General features: G+C 34.6%; 20 protein-coding genes and 1 riboswitch. Of the genes, 19 read left to right on the forward strand and 1 reads right to left on the reverse strand.

Annotated features, from left to right (window positions below; translation table 11 throughout):
• The first annotated feature begins 3 nt into the window (after nt 1-3).
• From EF514_RS02295 to EF514_RS02385, 19 genes are all read left to right on the forward strand, one after another.
• Nucleotides 4-870, forward strand: a complete 867-nt coding sequence (locus EF514_RS02295; protein ID WP_127723410.1) for a B12-binding domain-containing radical SAM protein — start codon at nt 4-6, stop codon at nt 868-870.
• Between the two features lie 16 nt (nt 871-886).
• Nucleotides 887-1693, forward strand: a complete 807-nt coding sequence (locus EF514_RS02300) for a hypothetical protein (RefSeq protein ID WP_127723412.1) — start codon at nt 887-889, stop codon at nt 1691-1693.
• 25 nt (nt 1694-1718) lie between these two features.
• A complete protein-coding gene (locus EF514_RS02305) occupies nt 1719-2360 on the forward strand; it encodes an HAD hydrolase-like protein (protein ID WP_127723414.1) in 642 nt (213 codons plus the stop codon).
• Nucleotides 2361-2371: 11 nt separating this feature from the next.
• Nucleotides 2372-3025, forward strand: a complete 654-nt coding sequence (locus EF514_RS02310; protein ID WP_127723416.1) for a trimeric intracellular cation channel family protein — start codon at nt 2372-2374, stop codon at nt 3023-3025.
• Nucleotides 3026-3186: 161 nt separating this feature from the next.
• Complete coding sequence (locus tag EF514_RS02315) at nt 3187-3957, forward strand: LamB/YcsF family protein (RefSeq protein ID WP_127723418.1); 771 nt, start codon at nt 3187-3189, stop codon at nt 3955-3957.
• Nucleotides 3958-3968: 11 nt separating this feature from the next.
• A complete protein-coding gene (locus EF514_RS02320; RefSeq protein WP_127723420.1) occupies nt 3969-5168 on the forward strand; it encodes an NRAMP family divalent metal transporter in 1200 nt (399 codons plus the stop codon).
• A 10-nt stretch (nt 5169-5178) separates the two neighbouring features.
• Nucleotides 5179-5925: a 5-oxoprolinase subunit PxpB gene (pxpB, locus tag EF514_RS02325; RefSeq protein WP_127723422.1), complete on the forward strand. Its 747-nt coding sequence runs from the start codon at nt 5179-5181 to the stop codon at nt 5923-5925.
• Nucleotides 5918-6862, forward strand: a complete 945-nt coding sequence (locus EF514_RS02330; RefSeq protein WP_127723424.1) for a 5-oxoprolinase subunit C family protein — start codon at nt 5918-5920, stop codon at nt 6860-6862. Before pxpB ends, EF514_RS02330 begins: the two co-directional genes overlap by 8 nt.
• Nucleotides 6863-7663, forward strand: a complete 801-nt coding sequence (locus EF514_RS02335) for a putative hydro-lyase (RefSeq protein ID WP_240648986.1) — start codon at nt 6863-6865, stop codon at nt 7661-7663. It abuts the gene before it with no gap.
• A 226-nt stretch (nt 7664-7889) separates the two neighbouring features.
• Nucleotides 7890-8663, forward strand: a complete 774-nt coding sequence (locus EF514_RS02340) for a formate/nitrite transporter family protein (protein ID WP_127723426.1) — start codon at nt 7890-7892, stop codon at nt 8661-8663.
• Between the two features lie 412 nt (nt 8664-9075).
• Nucleotides 9076-10341 (forward strand): Glu/Leu/Phe/Val family dehydrogenase, encoded by a 1266-nt coding sequence (locus EF514_RS02345; RefSeq protein ID WP_127723428.1) that lies wholly within the window; start codon nt 9076-9078, stop codon nt 10339-10341.
• 240 nt (nt 10342-10581) lie between these two features.
• Nucleotides 10582-11862, forward strand: coding sequence for a DUF3798 domain-containing protein (locus EF514_RS02350; protein ID WP_127723431.1), 1281 nt, complete (start codon nt 10582-10584; stop codon nt 11860-11862).
• A gap of 72 nt (nt 11863-11934) precedes the next feature.
• A complete protein-coding gene (locus EF514_RS02355; protein ID WP_127723433.1) occupies nt 11935-13530 on the forward strand; it encodes a sugar ABC transporter ATP-binding protein in 1596 nt (531 codons plus the stop codon).
• Nucleotides 13530-14603 carry an ABC transporter permease subunit gene (locus EF514_RS02360; RefSeq protein ID WP_127723435.1) on the forward strand — a complete coding sequence of 358 codons (1074 nt, stop codon included), beginning with the start codon at nt 13530-13532 and terminating at the stop codon, nt 14601-14603. The genes EF514_RS02355 and EF514_RS02360 overlap by 1 nt, the downstream gene beginning before the upstream one ends.
• On the forward strand, nt 14604-15737 hold the full coding sequence (locus EF514_RS02365) for an ABC transporter permease subunit (RefSeq protein ID WP_127723437.1): 1134 nt from the start codon (nt 14604-14606) through the stop codon (nt 15735-15737).
• A gap of 278 nt (nt 15738-16015) precedes the next feature.
• Nucleotides 16016-16951, forward strand: coding sequence for an AEC family transporter (locus tag EF514_RS02370; protein ID WP_127723439.1), 936 nt, complete (start codon nt 16016-16018; stop codon nt 16949-16951).
• A gap of 50 nt (nt 16952-17001) precedes the next feature.
• Nucleotides 17002-17095, forward strand: a riboswitch (SAM riboswitch).
• 50 nt (nt 17096-17145) lie between these two features.
• On the forward strand, nt 17146-18318 hold the full coding sequence (metK, locus tag EF514_RS02375; RefSeq protein WP_127723441.1) for a methionine adenosyltransferase: 1173 nt from the start codon (nt 17146-17148) through the stop codon (nt 18316-18318).
• 98 nt (nt 18319-18416) lie between these two features.
• The gene (gene recD2, locus EF514_RS02380; protein WP_127723443.1) at nt 18417-20606 is read left to right on the forward strand and encodes an SF1B family DNA helicase RecD2; all 2190 of its coding nucleotides are present in this window, start codon (nt 18417-18419) and stop codon (nt 20604-20606) included.
• Complete coding sequence (locus EF514_RS02385) at nt 20596-21228, forward strand: ComF family protein (RefSeq protein WP_127723445.1); 633 nt, start codon at nt 20596-20598, stop codon at nt 21226-21228. Before recD2 ends, EF514_RS02385 begins: the two co-directional genes overlap by 11 nt.
• Here EF514_RS02385 and EF514_RS02390 read toward each other — a convergent pair.
• Entirely contained in the window at nt 21209-22144 is a 936-nt protein-coding gene (locus EF514_RS02390) for a YihY/virulence factor BrkB family protein (RefSeq protein ID WP_127723447.1), read from the reverse strand. The two genes, EF514_RS02385 and EF514_RS02390, sit on opposite strands and share 20 nt — an antisense overlap.
• Nucleotides 22145-22192 lie beyond the last annotated feature (48 nt).

A 22192-nucleotide genomic window follows, 5' to 3' on the forward strand; every position in this document is an offset into this window, starting at 1 on the left:
GATATGAAGTATTATGGAAATGTATTTAGACCTCCAAGTGAGGCCAGATCTTTAATTATTCAAGCGACTATTGGCTGCGCTCACAATGATTGTACTTTCTGTTATATGTACAAAGATGAGCCCTTTATAGTTAGAAAGTTTGAAGACATAGTGGCTGATTTAGAGGAAATTAGAGAATATTTTCCAAGGTTTGAGAGAATATTTATAGCTGATGGAGATGCTTTAGTTTTAAAGACTGAAGATTTATTGAAATTGCTTCAGTATATTAAAGATAATTTTCCAAATGTAAAAAGAGTTTCCGCCTATGCTACAGCGGGAGATATTAACCGAAAATCAATAGAAGAGTTAAAACAACTTTATGATATGGGCTTGGAAATGCTTTATATCGGATTTGAAAGCGGCGATGATGAGATTCTCAAAGAGATTAAAAAAGGCCTTACAGTTGATGATTACACTAAGGCTATGGATAAATGTAAAGATGTTGGTTTTAAAACCTCCATTACTATAATTGTGGGACTTGGAGGCAGGGAAAAATGGGAGCAGAATGCTATAAATACTGCTAAGCTAATAACAGCAACAAAACCCGACTACGTTTCCTACTTAACTATGAGGCTTTACCAGAATACTCCTTTGTATAGAGATTATAAAGAGGGTAAGTTTGAAATGCCAAATGCTGAAGAATTGTTAGTTGAAATGAGATTGTTTTTAGAAAATGTAGATTCTGAAGGAACTATTTTCAGATCCAACCACGCTTCCAATTACGTTTCTTTGGGAGGAACTTTAAATAAAGATAGAGAGATGTTAATTCGTCAAATAGACGAAACACTGAAAAATAAAAACTTTAGACCGGAAGTGCTAAGAGGTTTTTAGTAGTTAGAGGTGGACTATGTTATATAGGCTTAATTTACTTGAAAAGGAAAGTTATGAAACGCTTTTTGAAAGAGAAATTTTAATTGTAAATTATAAGGCCAAAAGTGGAAGTTCCGTTAAAATTAGAGATGATATTGTAATTGAAGAAGATATAAATCAATTTATCAATTTAATTTTAAATATTGGTATAGATGACTATATTTGGATAAGCTACAGGGAGAAATATTCTCTTGCAAAGGTAACTGACAGGACTTATTTTGATAAGGATAGATTTTTAGGTTTAATTAAAGTTGAGGTTTTTAGATACTATGGTCCATTGCCTAAGAAAATATTAGAAGGTATCGATAAAATTCAAATTGAAAAAATCATTGACGGAGATTTACTTTTAAAGTCCATGGACATTTTTAAAGCCTTAAAGAGTTTAAATGAAAAGTCCTTTGATATTTCCGAGGAAGAAGACAGTGAAGTTCTGCAGTTGGAATTTGTCAAAAAAGAAAATGCGCTAGTTGAAATAAAAAACAGCTATGGAATAATACCTTATAAGAAAAAGCGGAAAATCAAAAGAAAGGACGAAACCAATAATTTTGGAGAGATGGTAATAGAGCTTCATCCTCCAGAAGAAAAAATCGAAAGGGAAGTCAAGTTACCTCTTCCGACAAGAAAAGCAACACCTGCTTTAAAAAGCGGAATAGATTTTTATTTGTATTTAATTAAAAATAAAATGGACTATTATTCCAGATTAAAGGAAAAAGAAAGCGAAAATATAAACAGCTACAATATGGATAGATATATATGGGGAAGATTTTTTAAAGATAAAAAATGAGCATAATAATTAATTTGAGGTGGATATGATATTTTTATTTGATTTAGACGGCACTATTGTAGATTCGGCGCAGGGAATAATAAACGGCTTATTATATGCCTTTAATAAAAGCGGCGATGAAATTCCTGAAAAAGGGGACTTGAAAAAATTCATAGGACCTCCCTTTATGGATACATTTACTAAGGAGTTTGGATTTTCAAAAGATAAGTCAAAATATCTTATAGAATTGTTCAGGGAGTATTACTTTGAGGAAGGTCAATTGGAAAGCGAACCCTATGAGGGTATGAAAGAACTTTTGGAAATTGTAAGTTCAAAGTATAAATTGGCAGTTGCAACGTCAAAACCTGAAGTACAAGCTGTGGAAATATTAAAAAATCACGGATTAGATGAATATTTTCACTTTATAGGGGGAGCTACTTTAGATAATAGCCGAATAAAAAAACATGACGTTATTGAATATGTATTGGATAATTTAGATGTAAACAGCAGAGAAAATACTTTTATGATAGGAGATAGGTATCCCGACATTGTAGGGGCAAGTATGTCCGGTTTACGCTCCATTGGAGTTTTATGGGGCTATGGAACCTTTGAAGAATTGCAATTTCACAAGGCGGATTATATTGAAGAAAGTGTAGACGGATTAAAGGACAGAATACTGTCTTTTTAACAGGTGGATAGATGTTAGTTTACAGTAAAATAGGAATTATTTTAGAGATAATAGGTACTTTGGCCTTTGCATCTTCAGGCGCACTGGTAGCTATAAGGAAGAAAATGGACGTATTTGGAACTGTGGTTTTGGGAGTTGTAACGGCTCTTGGCGGAGGTTGTATAAGAGACATTATTTTGGGAATAAATCCTCCCAATATGTTTAGAAATTCCTCCTATGCACTTCAGGCAGTTGCCGCCTCTGTTATTCTCTTTATAGTATTCTACTACAAAAGCGACTATTTAAAATCTGACGTACTTAAAAGCTATGAAAATGTTATGATTATTTTAGATGCCATAGGTCTGGGTGCCTTTACAGTTACGGGAATAAATACGGCTGTGGAATTGGGGTATACTGATGAAAAATTTCTTTTGATTTTTGTGGGTATGGTTACGGGAATCGGAGGGGGAATTATTAGGGATTTATTTTCCAATGAAGTTCCCTTTGTATTTAAAGAGCAGATATACGCCGTTTCTTCTTTTATAGGAGCTTGTTTCTTTTTATTATTTAGAAATATAATGGGTTATGACACTTTGTTAATAGGAAGTGCCCTAGTAGTAGTTATTACTCGAATTATTGCAGTAAGGAAAAATTTAAATTTGCCGAAAATTGATTATGAAGATTAAGGAACCATAGATTTTATTCTATGGTTTTCATTTTGTAAAAATAGGTTTACAAACTAGGACTTAATTCTAACGTGTAAAAGTGTTATTATAGTAATGTAGTATGAAAAATGTTATAATGGATAGTATGAAATGGATTTCATAAAAAAATAAGGAGGTATATTATGACTTTTTATGTTGATTTAAACAGCGACATAGGAGAGGGTTTCGGAGCTTATACCATGGGTATGGATGAAGAAATCATTAAACACGTTACAAGTATTAACCTTGCTTGTGGTTGGCATGCAGGAGATCCCTTAATAATGGACAAGACAGTAAAGATGGCAAAGGAGTACGGTGTAATGGTTGGAGCCCATCCCGGATATCCGGATTTAATGGGATTCGGAAGAAGAAACTTGGATATTACTCCAGACGAAGCAAGATGTTATATGTTGTATCAAACGGGAGCTTTAATGGCCTTTACCAAAGCACATGGAATAAAGCTTCAACATATGAAGATGCATGGCGGATTTTATAATAAGGCCTGTGTAGATGAAAAGTTGGCTAATGCGGTACTTGATGGAATGGAAGCTTTGGATAAAGATGTTATCCTAATGGTTTTAAGTGGAAGTTACATAGCTAAAGAAGGAAAGAGAAGAGGGCTTAGAATTTCCGAGGAGGTATTTGCAGATAGGGGATATAATCCTGACGGTACTTTAGTAAATCGTTCTCTTCCGGGAGCTTTTGTAAAAGATCCAAAGGAAGCCATACCTAGAGTTATAAAAATGATTAAAGAGGGTAAGGTAGTAGCTGCAAATGGAGAGGAAATGGATATAAAAGCGGATTCTATCTGTGTTCATGGGGACAATCCAAAGGCAATAGAATTTGTAAAGGAAATAAAAGAAGGTCTATTGGAAGCTGGAATTGAAATAGCTCCTATTGATAAATTTATATAAGAGGTGACAAAATGAGCGAAAAGAAAAAAAGTAATCTATCGGTCCTGTTAGGAGCAGCCTTTCTAATGGCAACTTCGGCTATAGGGCCCGGTTTTATGACACAGACGGCAAACTTTACTCAGGAACTGGGCGCGGATTTTGCCTTTGTAATTATAATAACTTTAATTATGAGTTTAGTAACTCAGCTTAACGTTTGGAGAGTTATTGGAATATCCGGACTTAGAGGTCAGGATATAGCCAATAGAGTACTTCCGGGACTTGGATATGTAATTGCATTTTTAGTAGCGGCAGGAGGACTTGCCTTTAATATTGGTAACGTAGGCGGAACAGGTATTGGATTTAACGTAGTATTCGGTTTGGATATAAGAATAGGATCTGTACTTGGAGGACTTATAGGTATTGCCATATTCTCTTCAAAATCTGCGGGAAGTGCTATGGATAAACTTACACAGATTCTTGGAGCTGCAATGATAATTTTAATAGGTTTTGTATGTATAAAGACACAACCTCCAGTTGCTGAAGCTGCTTTAAGAGCAGTTGCTCCTAAGGATATTATGGCAACTCGTAACGGAATCCTTACACTTCTTGGAGGAACAGTGGGAGGCTATATAGTTTTCTCAGGTGGACATAGACTTATAGATGCCGGAATTACAGGTAAGGACAGTTTAAATCAGGTAAACCAATCTGCAATGATGGGAATCGGAGTTACTGCAATAGTAAGAGTATTACTATTCCTAGCTGTTCTTGGAGTTATTACTGCAGGCGGAGTTTTGGACCCCGACAACTTAATAGCATCTGCTTTTAGAATAGGTGCAGGTGAAGTGGGATATAAGATATTCGGTTTGGTAATGCTTGCAGCTGCAGCAACGTCTGTAGTGGGAGCGGCTTATACTTCCGTATCTTTCCTAAAGACTTTATTCAGACCTATAGAGCAAAATGAAAACTTAGTAACTATTATTTTTATAGTTATATCCACAGTGGTTTCAATAGTAGTTGGAAGTCCTCAAACAGTACTTGTTGTAGTAGGAGCAGTTAACGGCTTAATACTTCCGATAACTCTTGCTGTAATGTTAATTGCAAGTAAAAAACAAAGTATAATTGGAGATTATAAACATTCAAATGTACTGTTCTGGTTGGGATGGATAGTTGTTATAATTTCTGCATATGTGGGAGTAACTTCATTTGGAGCTAGTATGTCCAAATTATTTTAGGAGGTAACAAATGTATAAAGATGTGAAATACTTAGTTGCCGGTGATAGCGCAATTATTATGGAATTTGGAAATGAAATTTCAGAGGAAATAAATGCGAGAATTAGAAGTACAATTGATAAAATTGATGCTGCAAAAATTGACGGAATTGTGGAGTTGGTACCTACCTATAGGTCCATAACTATAAATTACAATCCAATAAAAATTAAGTATGATGAGCTAATTAAAAAATTAAAGACCTTTGAAGAATTTGACAGCGATGCAACAGAGGGGAAAGTAAAAATTATAGAAATTCCAACTATATATGGAGGAGAGTATGGACCGGACATAGAATTTGTGGCGGAAAACGCCGGACTTTCTCAAGAGGAAGTTATAAAAATTCATACAGGAACAGACTACTTAGTATATATGCTTGGGTTTGCGCCGGGATTTACCTATCTTGGAGGAATGGACGAGAGAATAGCTACTCCAAGATTAAAGACTCCTAGGCTAAAAATTCCCGGAGGTTCCGTAGGAATAGCAGGAGCTCAAACGGGAATGTATCCTTCAGAATCACCGGGGGGATGGCAGCTTATTGGTAGGACGCCTTTAAAGCTTTATGATGAAAAAAATGATCCGCCTGTATTTATAAATGCCGGAGATTATATTAGATACGTTCAAATAGACGAAAAGGAATTTAATAGAATTAAAAGCTTAGTTGACCAAGGCGGGTACAAAGTAAGTATTAAAGAGGTAGATAGGGGTGAACTCAATGGCTAATGTGAAAGTTATAATTCCGGGTATTTATACTACAGTACAAGATTACGGTAGAATAGGATATCAAAAGTTTGGAATAGCTGTGGCAGGCGTTATGGATGAATACTCCTATGAAATGGCAAATGCCTTGGTGGGAAATAAAAGAGGAGAAGCAGTTCTTGAACTGACATATTTCGGTCCAACTTTAAAATTTGAAGATGATATTGTAATAGCAGTCACAGGAGCTGATATGAGCCCTAAAATAGACAACAAGCCTGTTAATATGTATGAAAGTCATCTGGTAAAAGCGGGAAGCACTCTTTCCTTTGGAAAACTTAAAAATGGAGTTAGGGCTTATCTTGCCTTTGGCGGCGAAATTGACGTACCTGTAGTAAATGAAAGTAAGTCCACTTTTGTAAAGAGTAAGATGGGCGGATATGAGGGAAGACCTTTAAAATCAAAGGACGAATTAAATATTATAGTGAATAAAGAAGCAACTGCGGGAAAAGTTTTAGATCCTATCTTCCACGCTATAATTGATAAGTTTAACGTTCTTAAAGTAGTACTTGGACCTCAAGACGATTACTTTACAGATAGGGGAATTAATAAGCTGTTCAGATCAGGAGGCTATACGATTTCCAAAAGTATGGACAGAATGGGAATAAGGCTTGAAGGAGTATCTTTGGAATCAAAGGGCGGAGCGGACATCGTATCTGACGGAACGGTAATGGGTGCAGTGCAAGTACCTTCAGATGGACTTCCCATTATTTTAATGGCCGACAGACAGACTACGGGAGGCTATACGAAAATAGGTACTATAATAAAGGAAGATATTTGCAAGGTAGCTCAAATGGGGGCTTTAAATAAAATATGTTTTGAAAGAATAGAACTTAAGGATGCACAGGATTTATATGTGAAGTATGAAAATAAAATCCTTGCAGCTATTGACTCATTAAAGTAGGTGATTAAAATTAAGGACTTATCAAAATTGACGCCGCAGGAAGCTAGACTTTTAATTAGAGAAAATAAACTAATTGTTCCAACTTCAGGAATAAGCAAGGGACATATTCAAGGTAATCTTGCAATTTTACCAAAGGATGTGGCTTTTGAATTTTTAATATTTGCTCAAAGGAATCCTAAGCCTTGTCCGATTTTAGACGTTACAGACATTGGTGACCCTGAGCCGAAGTTAATGGCCAAGGGAGGAGACTTAAGGTATGACATTCCAAAGTACAGAGTATATAAAAAGGGAGAACTTGTAGAAGAAGTTACAGATATTGAAAAATACTGGACAGATGATATGGTAGGCTTTGTAATAGGCTGCTCATTTTCCTTTGAATCTGCAATGCTAAATGCAGGAATACCTGTTAGACATATTGAAGACAATCACAATGTACCAATGTATCTTACAAATATTGAAACAACTCCTGCGGGAATGTTCCATGGGAAAATGGTAGTTTCTATGAGGCCTGTACCTTATGATCAGGTTGTAAGGGCGGTAACTGTTACTTCCAGATTCCCTTCAGTACATGGCGCTCCAGTTCATGTGGGAGATCCGTCTTTAATCGGTATTAAAGATGTTGATAAACCGGATTTTGGAGAAGCTTCAGAAATTAAAGAGGGAGAAATTCCGGTATTTTGGGCATGCGGAGTGACACCTCAATCTATTGCTATGACATCTAAGCCTGAAATTATGATTACTCACTCACCAGGATATATGTTGATTTGCGATCCTGTTGATGAAGATTTTTCAGTTTTATAAATTTTTAAAAGTAGAAGTTTAAACAGCTTCTACTTTTTATTATGTAAGGAGCTAAAAAGTAAAGTTAATTTATTTTACATATGAAATTCGGATTATTAAACTTTTGAAAAAAAATATGAAAATATTGGGAAAGATTAGAATATTTTTTAAATTTTAAAAGTTTTAGATATATATTAGACTTTTACGTTATATAATGCTAAAAAATGATACATATGAGGAGGAAAAAATGTATTCGGGAATAGTATCAAAATTGGCAAATTTATCAGTTGCTAAGAGAACCCTGTATGAAGATTCAAAATTTAAGTACTTAGTTTCTTCTATGTTGGCGGGTTTTCACGTTGGAGTGGGGCTTTTGACCATGTGTCTTTCCATTGCTATTTTTGCAGATGTTAGTTTTCCAATAGTTAAACTTGTAAATGGCTTTTTATTTAGTTTGGCTTTATCTTTAGTCCTAGCTGCAGGTGGAGATTTATTTACAGGAAATGTACTTGTACTTTCCACAGGTGCCATGAATAAGAAAGTAACTACAGGTGATGCAGTGAAAATCTGTACTTTTTCATATTTTGGAAATTTTTTAGGTGCAATCCTTTTAAGTTTAGTCTACTATGCCACTGATATACCTACTGACGGAATGACTGATGCAATAATAAATTTAGCCATATCCAAGGCAAGTTACGGTGCATCGGCTTTGTTTTTCAAGGGGATACTTTGTAATATTTTAGTGTGCCTTGGAGTGTTGGTATACAATAAATTGGAAAATGAAGCTGCAAAATTAATTATGATTTTCTGGTGTATTTTGCCCTTTGTAGCTTTGGGATTTGAACACAGTGTTGCTAATATGACTTGTTTTACTTTGGCAAAGATGTTAACTCCTGACTTTACTTTTGCAATGATGATTAAAAACCTAATTCCTGTTACCTTGGGAAATATAGTGGGTGGCTTTGTACTGGCTGGTACCTATCAGATTATGGGTACGAAGAGCGAGAAAGTAAAAAACTAAAGTAACAATAATGAGAAAGATTTAGATTGTATTAGTAAAAGTGCTGTTTTAAAGGACAGTTTAATTTTAAGCTGTCTTTTAAAAATTTTAAAGTTCATGGGAAAGATAAAATAGCTAGAAGCTTTAAATTTCAAGGGGAAACTAAATATTTATAAATATTAAAAAAATTACAAAAATTAAGTAAGTACATGTGTAATTTCAAATAGAGGAATCTTAGATTTAAATAATTTGTTTTAAATTTGGAACCGATTTTTTAAAGTGGAAAACGGTTGAATTAATTATATTCCTTTGTTATAATTAGCTTGTATTAAGCGTTGTTATTTCCTAGATGTGGAATGATGATGTGATAGGAAAATAGTTACATAGGTAAGTGTGAATTTACCTTTAAAAAGTTAAAAAAGGAGTGTTTATTATGACAGATACTTTAAACCCATTAGTAGCTGCACAAGAAAAAGTTAGAATAGCATGTGAAAAATTAGGCGCTGACCCAGCGGTATACGAACTTTTAAAAGAGCCAAAGAGAGTTATTGAAGTTACAATTCCTGTTAAAATGGATGATGGAACAGTAAAAACTTTCAAAGGTTGGAGAAGTGTTCACTCTGACGCTGTTGGACCTGGAAAAGGTGGAGTTCGTTTCCATCCAGATGTAAATATGGATGAAGTAAAAGCTCTTTCACTTTGGATGACCTTTAAAGGCGGAGCACTTGGTCTTCCATATGGTGGCGGCAAGGGTGGAATCAGTGTTGATCCTTCAGAACTTTCAGATAGAGAATTAGAACAACTTGCAAGAGGCTATGTAAGAGCAATTCATAAATATCTTGGCGAAAGAATAGATATTCCTGCACCGGACGTTGGAACTAACGGACAAGTGATGAGCTGGTTCATGGATGAATATGCTGCACTTACTGGTGACAATATGAATATGGGTACTTTCACTGGTAAACCAGTTGCTTTTGGTGGTTCAGAAGGTAGAAACGAAGCTACAGGATTTGGTGTGGCTGTAGTTACAAGAGAAGCTGCTAAGAGATTTGGAATAGATATTAAGACTGCTAAAATTGCTGTACAAGGTTTCGGAAATGTTGGTTCTTTCACAGTTAAAAACATTGAAAGACAAGGCGGAAAAGTATGTGCAATAGCTGAATGGGATAAAAACGAAGGTAATTATGCGCTTTACAATGAAAAGGGAATAGATTTTGCTGAACTACTTGCTTATAAGGAAGAAAACAAAACTATTCTTGGATTCCCGGGAGCTACTAAAATAACTGCAGATGAGTTCTGGACAAATGAATATGATATTTTAATTCCAGCTGCTCTTGAAAATGCTGTAACAGGAGAAGTTGCTAAGAAGTTAAATGTTAAACTTGTATGTGAAGCAGCTAACGGTCCTGTAACTCCAGAAGGAGATGCTGTTCTAGAAGAAAGAGGAATTAACTTAACTCCTGATATTTTAACTAACTCAGGCGGTGTAGTAGTATCTTACTACGAATGGGTACAAAATCAATATGGATACTACTGGTCAGTAGAAGAAGTTGAAGAAAAACAAGAAGCAGATATGATGAAGGCTATTGAAGGAGTATTTGGCGTAGCAGATGAATTTAACGTAACTCCAAGAGAAGCAGTTTACATGTATGCAATAAAATCAATTGATGAAGCTATGAAATTAAGAGGATGGTATTAATTTTATAAATTTTAAAAAACTGGTACTTTAAGTGCCAGTTTTTTAATGCTAAAAATTAGAAACAGCTAAATGGCAACCTTAAAGCACTATAGATAAAAACTATAGTTTCTATTTAAAAAATAAATTATTAAGATTAAGTTACAATTTCTTAGCAATTCCTTTGACACTTATAAGTAATTGTGATATTATTTCTTCAATATCAATTTAAAGTAGTAGCAATAATATTTAGTGAGGTGTACTATGAAAAAACTTAAAAGAATACTTTCGTTAACACTTATTTTAGCAATGATGTTTACCCTTGCGGCATGTGGTAAAACAGACGAGCCTGCAAATAGTGGAAATGAAGCTGCTAAAACAGAGGGAGAGGCAGAATATCACATAGGTATAGTTACAGGAACTGTATCTCAAAGTGAAGATGAATTAAGAGCGGCAGAAAAATTACAAGAAATTTATGGTGATGCTGCTGAGGGTGGAATGATTGCTCATGACACTTATCCAGATAACTTTATGGCTGAGCAGGAAACTACAATTTCCAAAATAACTGCTATGGCGGAAGATCCGTTAATGAAGGCTATTATAGTTAACCAATCTGTACCTGGAACGACTGCAGCTTTTGAACAAATAAGAGCTAACTATCCGGATATTAAGTTAATAGCTCTTATTCCTCAGGAAGATCCTGCAATGGTTGGAGATGTAGCTGATATAGCAATTGATGCTGATAACGTATCAAGAGGATATAGAATTATAGCTGCGGCTAAGGAAATGGGAGCAACTAAATTTGTTCATATTTCTTTCCCAAGACATATGAGTATTGAACTTCTAGCACTTAGACGTGCAATAATGGAAGAAGCTTGTAAGGAACTTGGAGTTGAATTTATAGCTGAAACTGCACCGGATCCAACAAGTGACGTTGGTATACCAGGAGCACAACAGTTTATAGCTGAAAACGTACCGAACTGGATTTCAAAATATGGTAAGGATACTGCATTCTTCTGTACAAATGATGCGCATACTGAACCTCTTTTAAGAGAAGTGGCAGCAGGCGGGGCAATATTTGTAGAGCAAGATTTACCTTCACCAATAATGGGATATCCGGGAGCTTTCTCTATAGATCTTAAGGAAGAAGCGGGAGATTGGCCTGCAATAAATGCAAAGGTTGAAGAAGCTGTTATAGAAGCCGGCGGAAATGAAAGAATGGGTTCTTGGGCTTATTCACTAGGTTATTCAATTACTTTAGGTGCTGTTGATTTAGCTATAGATGCTATAGAAAATGGAACAGATTTAGCTGACAGAGACCTTGTAGTAGAAAGTATTGCAAAGAATACTGAAGGTGCAAATTGGATGGCAACTAACTATGTAGACAGAGGAACCGGTGAGGAAAAACCTAATTATTTCTTAGTTTCTCAAGACACATATGTATATGGTAAAGGATACTTGGGAATGGATAAAGTTGAAGTTCCTGAAAAATATATGAACTTAAACGTAGATCTTGACGCACTTCTAGAAGCTGAAGGCGAATAGATACAGATATTTAAAAAAACCAGTGGTCAAATCTGGCCATTGGTTTCTTTTTAATTAAAGAGGTGAGATTATTTGCAAGATATTTTATTAGAAGCTAAAAATGTAGGAAAAAGCTTTGATGGAAATACGGTTTTAAAAGACGTGAATTTTAAATTGGGCAAGGGAAAGATTTTAGGACTGGTTGGAGAAAACGGAGCCGGAAAATCTACATTAATGAATATAATCTTTGGAATGAGCGTAATAGATGAAACCGGCGGATATGACGGTGAAATTATTTTAGATGGGGAAAAAATCAATTTCAAAAACCCCATTGATGCTTTAAATGCCGGAGTGGGTATGGTTCATCAGGAGTTTAATTTAATTCCGGGTTTTACAGTTGCTGAAAATATTACACTTAATATGGAAGAAACAAAGAAGAATGTAATCTCTCAAGTCTTGGGGAAAAAATATGAAATAATTGATGAAAAGGCAAATATTACAATTTCAGGAAACTCTCTTGATACTTTGGGAGTGGATATAGATTCCAATGAATATGTAAGTGAAATGCCTGTTGGTCATAAGCAATTTATTGAAATTGCTAGAGAGATAACAAGAAAAGATGTAAAGCTAATTATTATGGATGAACCCACTGCCGTGCTTACGGAAACTGAAGCTGATATTTTAATCAGTGCGCTAAGAAAATTGGCTTCCATGGGAATTTCCATTATTTTTATTTCTCATAGACTAAGAGAAATTTTAAATGTATGTGATGATATAATTGTACTAAGAGATGGAGTAGTTGTTGAAAATAAGCCGTCAAAGGAAATGGACTTAGATGAAGTGGCAAGATTGATGGTTGGACGTGACAATGAAGAGAGAAAAAAGGAAGTTCACGAAGAGAAAGTCATTGATAGCAATGATATTATTATTGATGTAGAAAATCTTTGGGTTGATATGCCCGGAGAGCAAGTGGTTGATGTGAGCTTTAAAGTTGCCAAAGGTGAAATCTTCGGTATAGCTGGTCTTGCAGGTCAAGGGAAGCTGGGAATTCCAAATGGAATTTTAGGAACTTATCCTGTGGGTGGTAAAGTTACTTTTAAAGGTGAAGATTTAAAACTTGGAGATACTTTAAAGATTTTAGAAAAGGGAATAGCCTTTGTATCTGAGGACAGACGAGGGGTAGGTTTATTGTTAGAAGAGCCTATCTATTGGAATATAGCCTTTAATGCTATGCAGGTACAGAATAAGTATTTAAAGAAAATATTGGGCATAAATTTTAGAGATGAAGGGAAAATGCGCGAAGTAGCCGATGAGTATATTGAAAGTTTAGCTATAAAAACTACAGGTTCAGATCAAAAAGCTCAAAACCTTTCAGGTGGAAATCAACAGAAAGTATGTTTAGCTAAGGCCTTTGCCATGGATCCGGAACTTTTATTTGTATCGGAGCCTACAAGAGGAATTGACGTTGGAGCTAAGGAACTGGTCTTAAATTCACTAAAGAAGACCAATAGAGAAGACGATACTACTATTGTTATGGTTTCTTCAGAATTGGAGGAGTTAAGATCTATTTGTGATAGAATTGCAGTAATCTGCGAAGGTAAAATTGCGGGAATACTTTCTCCAAAGGATTCGCCTGAAAAATTCGGACTGCTAATGAGTGGAGAATCTATAGAAGGAGGATATAACTAATGTATAAAAAACAAAATTTCATTAAAAAGTTCGGTTGGCCAAGAATTATCATAGGTTTGTTTTTAATTGGACTTTTTATTATATCTCCTTTTGTGGGAATTAGGGTAGATCAATCTTTAAATGACGTAATCGGAAGATTTGGAATGTTTTCAGTATTGGTTCTTTCTATGGTTCCTATGATTCAATCGGGATGCGGTTTAAACTTCGGTTTACCTGTGGGAGTAATTTCCGGAATACTTGGCGGAGTGACAAGTATTGAATTTGGATTTACAGGTTTTATGGGTATTTTTATGGCCATAGTACTGGGAAGCTTATTTGCAATTTTATTTGGAGGACTTTACGGAATTTTACTAAACCAAATTAAAGGTGATGAGATGTTAATTGCCACTTATGTGGGTTATTCCTTTGCAGCTTTAATGAGTATTATGTGGGTGGTACTTCCCTATAAAAACCCTGTAAGTGTAATGAGTTATGGGGGAAGCGGACTTCGTCAACAAATTCCCGTTTCAGATTATTGGATGAATAAAACCGTTTTTGAAGATGGTACCAGTAAGACTGTGGGTATACTATCCGAGTTTTTAAATATAAAAATAAATGAGAATTTAATGATACCTACGGGAATGATTTTATTTTTTGCGTTAATGGCTTTTATAGTGTGGGCTTTCTTTAAAACTAAGCTTGGAACAAGTATTACAGCAGTAGGTTCAAATCCGGAATATGCTAAGTCAGCAGGTATTAATATAAATAAGATGAGATTAATATCCGTAATATTTTCAACAGTTATTGCTGCTATTGGAATTATAGTTTATCAGCAAAGTTATGGTTATATTCAGTTATATACTTCACCACTGGCCTTTACCTTTCAATCGGTAGCGGCGATATTAATAGGCGGTGCAAGTTTAAATAAAGCTTCAATAGTAAACGTAATAGTAGGGACAATACTATTTCAAGGTATACTTACTATGACTCCTATAGTAATTAACGGAGCTTTAAATATAGACGTTTCGGAAGTACTTCGTCTTATAGTAACTAACGGAATGATACTTTATGCATTGACAAGGAGGAACGATTAAATGAATAAGGATTTAAAGCGAATATTAAGTAAATATATGGTTCCCATCCTATTTATAATAATTTGTGGAGTCGGTATAGCCATAGCGAAACCTCCGCTTTCTTATTTAACAGGTGAACTTGCAAGAAGAATGGCGAGAAATACCTTTCTTGTACTATCTTTAATTGTTCCTATTCTTGCGGGAATGGGCATTAACTTTGGTATTCCTCTTGGAGCAATGGCTGGTCAAATAGGACTTGTATTTGTAACGGACTGGGGGATTACAGGAATTCCCGGAATTTTAGTAGCGGCATTAGTGGGAACGCCGATAGCAATCTTACTTGGAAATTTTTCCGGTAGAGTTATGAATAAAGCTCGTGGTAGAGAGATGATTACTTCTATGATGTTATCCTATTTTATCATGGGGGTTTATATGCTCTTCTTACTTTATTTTTTCGGTTCAATAATACCATTTTCCAATAAGAAGATACTTTTATCTCAAGGGTATGGAATAAAGAATGCTATTAAATTAGATGTGGCGAAGGGATTGGACAACCTTTTAAATATAAAAGTTGACTTTGGACTTATGGGTCAAAAGGTGGCCTTTGAAATACCTGTCTTTACAATACTGGTAATAGCTGTACTTTGTGTATTTATTGTATGGTTTAAGAAAACAAAAATAGGTCACGATATGAGAGCTGTAGGACAGGACCAAAAGGTTTCTTCCAATGCGGGACTTATAACAGATAAGATTAGAATTCAATCAATAGTTATTTCAACAGTACTTGCTTGTTATGGTCAAATTATCTATCTTCAAAACATTGGTACATTAAACACCTATGCAGGTCAGGATCAAGCAGCGCTTTATGCGGCAGCATCACTCTTAGTAGGTGGAGCAAGTGTATCAAAGGCATCTATTCCAAATGCCATACTAGGTACAGCTCTTTTCCACTTGATGTTTATAGTAATGCCTCAGGCTGGAAAGGCTTTAACGGGAGATGCTATGATAGGAGAGTATTTCAGAACCTTCCTAAGCTACGGAGTAGTAACTGTGGCACTTATAATGCACGCTTATGAAAGACAGAAGGAAATGGCTGAAAACAGAGTTAAAGCAAGACAAAAAATGAACGGACAGAAAGTGAAATTAAAAGCTTAGAATAGAGGTAGAGCGGAAATGAATTAAACCTCTAAATCACAAAAAGGATTTGGGGGTTTTTTAAATGTCAAAATATAGTTTAGAATTTAAGATAAAATTAATTAGTATTATAGCTGTGATTTTGGTGGAATAAAATCAAAAGTATGTATCTCTAATAATACTCTTGAAAATTGGATTAATTGGTATGTAGTTGAAGGGACAGAAGGGTTGAATAAAAGCTTTTAAAAACCAATTTACTTATTTACCATATTAATATATAATTTTTATAGGTGAATACAATGCAGAATTTAACCATTGGTTTAGATATTATTTTTCCTGTGTTTTTAGTTATATTGACAGGATATTTTTTAAAACTGAAGAATTTAATAGATGACAATTTTGTTGCGAGAAGTACTACACTTGTGTTTTATGTAGCTCTTCCGGCGAAGTTGTTTTTTGATATTAAAAATTCTCAAATTGAAAAGCTGGACATAAGATATACTCTTTACCTACTTTTGGGAACATTGGCAATTTTTAGTCTTTCTTGGATAATAGGCAGATTATTTATAAAAGAGGATAGAAAACTTTCCGCCTTTGTACATTGCGCCTACAGGTCTAATTTTATTTACATAGGTATTCCCATACTTGAGATGATTTATAGTGGCGATTCAATGGATTCAGTTCTTGTAGTTATAATCTTCGGTCTTACCTTTTACAATATGCTTTCCATAGTGCTGCTTACCTACTATGGTGGCGGTAAACTCAGCGCGAAAAGTTTTTTACTTAAAATTATAAAAAATCCCATGATAGTTTCAGTTTGTCTGGGGCTGTTTGCCAAACTTATAAATCTTCCCATATATGAGGGAATAGAAGAGGGAGCTTCATTAATAGCAAGACTCACAACACCTCTTTCTCTCATTTTAATAGGAGGTTCTTTGGATTTTAAAAAGAGCAAGTCTGATAATTTAATTATTTTTTCCAGTGCACTTATAAAAAATGCTTTAGGTGCAGCTGTACTTGTACCTCTCGGTTATTTTATGGGATTTAGCAACTCTCAATTAATTGTGGCTTATTTATTTTTTGCCACGCCTTGTGCCGTAAATTGTTTTATTATGGGCAAGCAAATGGGTTCGGATGCACTTCTTACTTCAAAGATAATAACAGCTTCTTTTGCAATGTCAATTGTAACTTATTCTGTAGGGATTGCCCTGCTTAATTATTTCGGGATTATTTAGTTTACTTTGGTTTTTTTTAGTGATATACTGTACACACAATTTAAGAATAAACCTTATTAAGAGTGGTGGAGTGAATGGGCACGATGAAACCCGGCAACCTTTTATGTGGTGCCAAATCCCACAGAGTAATCTGGAAGATGAGGTTCTTTACTACCTTTTCCTCTGGATAGGGTTTTTTTATTTAGGAGGCTAAGATGAAAAAATGGTTATTTACTTCTGAATCGGTAACTGAGGGACATCCTGATAAAGTATGTGATCAAATCTCAGATGCTGTTTTAGATGCAATACTAGAAAAAGACAAAAATGCAAGAGTTGCTTGTGAAACCATAGCAACTACCGGACTTGTACTTATTACAGGTGAGATTACTACAAAAACCTATGTGGATTTTACTTCAGTAGTTAGGAAGACATTAGATGAAATAGGTTATAATAGGGCTAAAATAGGTTTTGACAGTGAGACCTGTTCCGTACTAAGTGCAATTAATGAGCAAAGCCCGGACATAGCTATGGGCGTAGACAGATTTAAAGAAGATGAGGGCGTAGATGAATTTGATGCAGTGGGAGCGGGAGACCAGGGAATGATGTTTGGTTATGCCTGCAACGAAACTGAAGAGTATATGCCTCTGCCGATTTCCCTTGCACATAAAATGGCTAGAAAACTCACTGAAGTGAGGAAGAACAACGTATTGGATTATTTAAGACCTGATGGGAAAACTCAGGTTACAGTGGAGTATGAAGATGGAAAACCCATTAGAATTGAAAATATAGTGGTATCAACTCAGCACAATCCCGACGTTGAACTGGATACTATAAGGGAAGATATTTTAAGAGAAGTTGTATTTAAAGTGGTACCTGAAAATATGGTAGATAAAAATACAAAGTATCATATAAACCCGACGGGAAGATTTGTAATGGGAGGACCTATTGCAGATGCGGGACTTACGGGAAGAAAGATAATAGTTGATACTTATGGTGGCTATGCAAGACATGGAGGTGGAGCTTTTTCCGGCAAGGATCCTACAAAGGTAGATAGGTCAGCTACCTACTATGCAAGATATATTGCCAAAAACATAGTTGCGGCAGGAATTGCTGATAAGTGTGAAATAGGACTTGCCTATGCTATAGGAATTGCAAGACCTACTTCAATTTATGTGGAGACCTTTGGAACAGGAAAACTTTGTGACAATGAAATTGAAAAAATTGTAAATGAAATTTTTGATGCAAGGCCGGCAGCAATAATAAAGAACTTGGATTTACTAAGACCTATTTACAAACAAGTTGCAGTTTACGGACACTTTGGCAGAAATGATTTGGATTTACCTTGGGAAAAACTGGATAAGGTGGAAGAATTAAAGAAATATTTATAATGAAGATACTAAGTGAAAAGCTTAGTATTTTTTATAAAGTATTATAATCTCCTTTTATTATCCATTTCTTTATAATACAATTATTTTAGGAGATGGCTATGATTGAAATTAATGGTGTAGTGGAAAAAATAATATATAGAAATGAAGACAATGGATATACTGTTGCCTTGTTTAACTCTGAAGATGAAAGTTTAACAGTAGTGGGAAATTGTATTGAGCTTAAAACTTCAATGGAATATGAGTTAAAGGGAGATTTTATTCATCACAACAAGTATGGGGAACAGTTTCAATTTAAAGAAGTAATAGAAATACTGCCCCAGTCGGAAAAGGGGATAATAAAGTATCTTTCCAGTGGAATAATTCCCTATATAGGAGAAAAAACAGCCGAGAAAATAGTCGATAGTTTTAAAGAAGATACTTTGAAAATTATTGAGGAAAATCCTGAGAGATTATTGGAGATAGAAGGTATTGGTCCTCAGAAATTTGAAAAGATAAAAGCTGCTCTAAGTGAAAATAAAGAGTTAAGAGAAATTATGATTTTTTTAAATGGCTATGATTTGGGAACTAATCTTGCCATTAAAATATATAAGCAATATGATGCAATGGCAATAGATGTCATAAAGGAAAATCCCTACAGGCTTGCTGAGGATATAAAGGGCATAGGATTTAAAAAAGCAGATTCCATAGCAAGGGCTATGGGTTTTGATGAAAACTCTAAAGAGCGAAGAAGAGCTGCGTTAAAGTATAGTCTTTCCATGGCGGCAGGAGAGGGGCACAGTTTTTTGCCGGAGGAAGTTCTTATAAAGAGGACTTTGAAACTTATAAACTCCACTGAAAGAGAACTTAAAGAAGAAATAACTCAGCTTGCATTAGACGATAGATTTATTTTGGAGAGGGATGAGGAGCAAATTAACTGTTATTATGCTCCATACCTTAGAGCGGAAAATTATATTGCAGGAAAGATAAGGGAAATAGTGGATTATAAATTTGCAGTTCCCTTTGATATTGGCGAGGCTTTAAGTAAAATTGAAGCAAAGCAAAATTTTAAATTTGCCAGGAATCAAGTTGAAGCTGTAATAGAAGCTGTAAAAAACGGAATACTTATAATTACAGGAGGTCCCGGTACAGGTAAGACTACTACTTTAAAGGCCATTATAGAAATATTTGAACTTATGGAAAAAAAGGTATTTCTAGCCGCCCCTACAGGACGTGCAGCTAAGAGGATGAAAGAAGCTACTTCCAGAGAGGCTTCAACAATACACAAACTTTTAGATATAGGATTTTCAAATGATGAAAGTATAAATTATGGCTACGAAGAGGACAATTTTATAGACTGTGACGTTTTAATAGTAGATGAAGTAAGTATGGTTGACTTAATGCTTATGAGTACGCTTTTAAGATCGCTTAAGGCAGGAACAAGATTGATTTTAGTGGGAGATAAGGACCAGCTGCCCTCTGTGGGTGCGGGTAACGTACTGGCAGATTTAATAGAAAGTGAAAAAATTCAGGTGGTAAACTTAAATGAGGTCTTTAGACAGTCGGAGAAGTCTATGATAATTGAAAATGCCCATTTAATAAATAGAGGTTTACCTCCGAAGATTACGAATAACAGAGAGTTCTTTTTAATTAATGAAAGTGATGAGAGAAAGACTTTGGAAACTATTACGGAATTAGTAAAGGACAGGCTTCCCAATTACTATGGTATCAGTAGCGGTGAAATTCAAGTGCTTTCTCCTATGCGAAAGGGCATAGTGGGAGTTAATAATTTAAATAGGACGCTTCAAAGAGTTTTAAATGCTAGGGGTAAAGAGATTGTATCCGGAGAGGATGTCTTAAGAGTTGGCGACAAGGTAATGCAGACTAAGAATAACTACAACCTCGAGTACAGTATTGAGTCCGACTTTTACGCAGAAGACGGCAAGGGTGTTTTTAACGGCGATATTGGATATATTAGTGAAATAGATGAAGATGATAAAACTGTTACAGTTTTATACGATGAAATAAAAAAAGTTAAGTATGAATACGCAGATATAGATGATTTGGCTTTGGCCTATGCGTCTACAATTCATAAATCTCAAGGGTCTGAGTTTCCCGTTGTAATAATTCCGCTTCACTATGGACCCTATATTTTACTTACGAGAAATTTAATCTATACGGCAATTACCAGAGCGAAACTAGCTGTAGTATTAGTGGGCGAGTACAAGTACTTGGAAGTTATGATAAAGAACAATAGAATATCAAAGCGATATTCAAATCTTCGAAAAAAGTTGGTAGAAAATGTTAAATAATGTTTTCCCCTTTGAAAAATCCTGTGCATTTTGTAATTCCAAAAAAATTTATAAGTATGGAATCTGTGAAGAGTGTTATGACAATTTAAATATGGATATAAGTTTTCATAAAAATTTAAACTATGTAGATGAAATAATTATAGGGTGCGAGTACAATGATTTTTTAAAGGATAAAATAAGGAGATTTAAATTTAAAGATGAAACCCATCTCTATAAATTTTTCGGTGAGATGCTAATTGATTTAATATTTAAAAATGACATTCACAGAAATTACAAAGTAGTGACTTCAGTTCCCATGCATAAAAAATCCCTTAAAAAAAGAGGATATAATCAAAGTGAATTAATGGCAAAATATATTTCGGAAAATACTTTAATACCATACTGTGATCTTTTAGAAAAAGTTTTGGAAACAAAGGATCAGGTGGGTTTAGATTTTTTGGAGAGGGGAGAAAATTTAAAGGGAGCCTTTAGATGTGCGGGGAATTTAAGAGATAAAAGGATAATAATCGTAGATGATATTATTACCACGGGCTCAACTGTTGATGAACTTGGCAAGCTTTTAAAGGAAAAAGGAGCAAAAAAAGTAGCTGCATTAATAGTAGCTACTCGTCAGTTTCTATAATAAAATTTTTAAGTACGGATTCTTTTCTTTGAATAAGGTCCGTATTTTTATCTACATACATGCTGAAAAGCACTGCGTTTATTTCCGCTCCTAAGAGAATTATCATATTCATAAGCCATATCCAAATCAAAAGCACTATTATACTTCCTAAAGAACCGTAAGTAATGGAATAGTTGCTAAAGTGAATTACATAGTACCCGAAGAACTTAGTAACAAGTATGGCGCTAAATGTGGCAATAATTGCACCGGGTATTGCAATTTTAAACCTTAGATGACTTCTCAGTTTAGGGTCCAAGCTAAATCTATAGAGTAAAAATAAAATAATAATAATATAGATTATTGGAATAAATAAACTTAAACTGTTCCAAAGAGATATTACTTCGTTATTTAAGTCGAAAAAAGACACTGCCTTTGTAACAATTAAGTCTCCAAAGACTTGAGTAAGTAAGAGTAGCATTATCATAACTATTAAAGCCAATGTAAAAAAAACAGCTATGGCCTTTGCTTTAATGTAATTTCGCTTATCCTTTGAACCGTAGGCCAAATTTATATTTTTCATAATTTGTTTAATTACAGTTGAAGAAGTCCAAAGTCCGGCAATTACCGAGATGGAAAATAGACCTCCGGAACTTTTAGTGCTGATTTCATTTAAAAAGGAAATTATTATGTCTTTTGCATACTGCGGCAGGTATTCCAAGTATTCCAAAAGAGCCTCTGAACTTAAAATATTTGTAAAGTTAATGGCGTTTAAGAGAGCTATTAAGAAAGGAAACATTGAAAGAATAGTGAAATAAACTAAACTTCCACTTATTTCAAAAATCCTGTGTTCAAAAAATCTATATATCAGTTTATCAAAAAAAATAAATATACTATTATTTTGATGTTTTTCTATAAATTTATTAATAAATTTAAGCATTGTAACACCTCATAATTTTAAATTATATCATAAATGTTAATAAAATAA

Source organism: Anaerosphaera multitolerans (genome assembly GCF_004006535.1).
GTDB lineage: Bacteria > Bacillota > Clostridia > Tissierellales > Peptoniphilaceae > Anaerosphaera > Anaerosphaera multitolerans.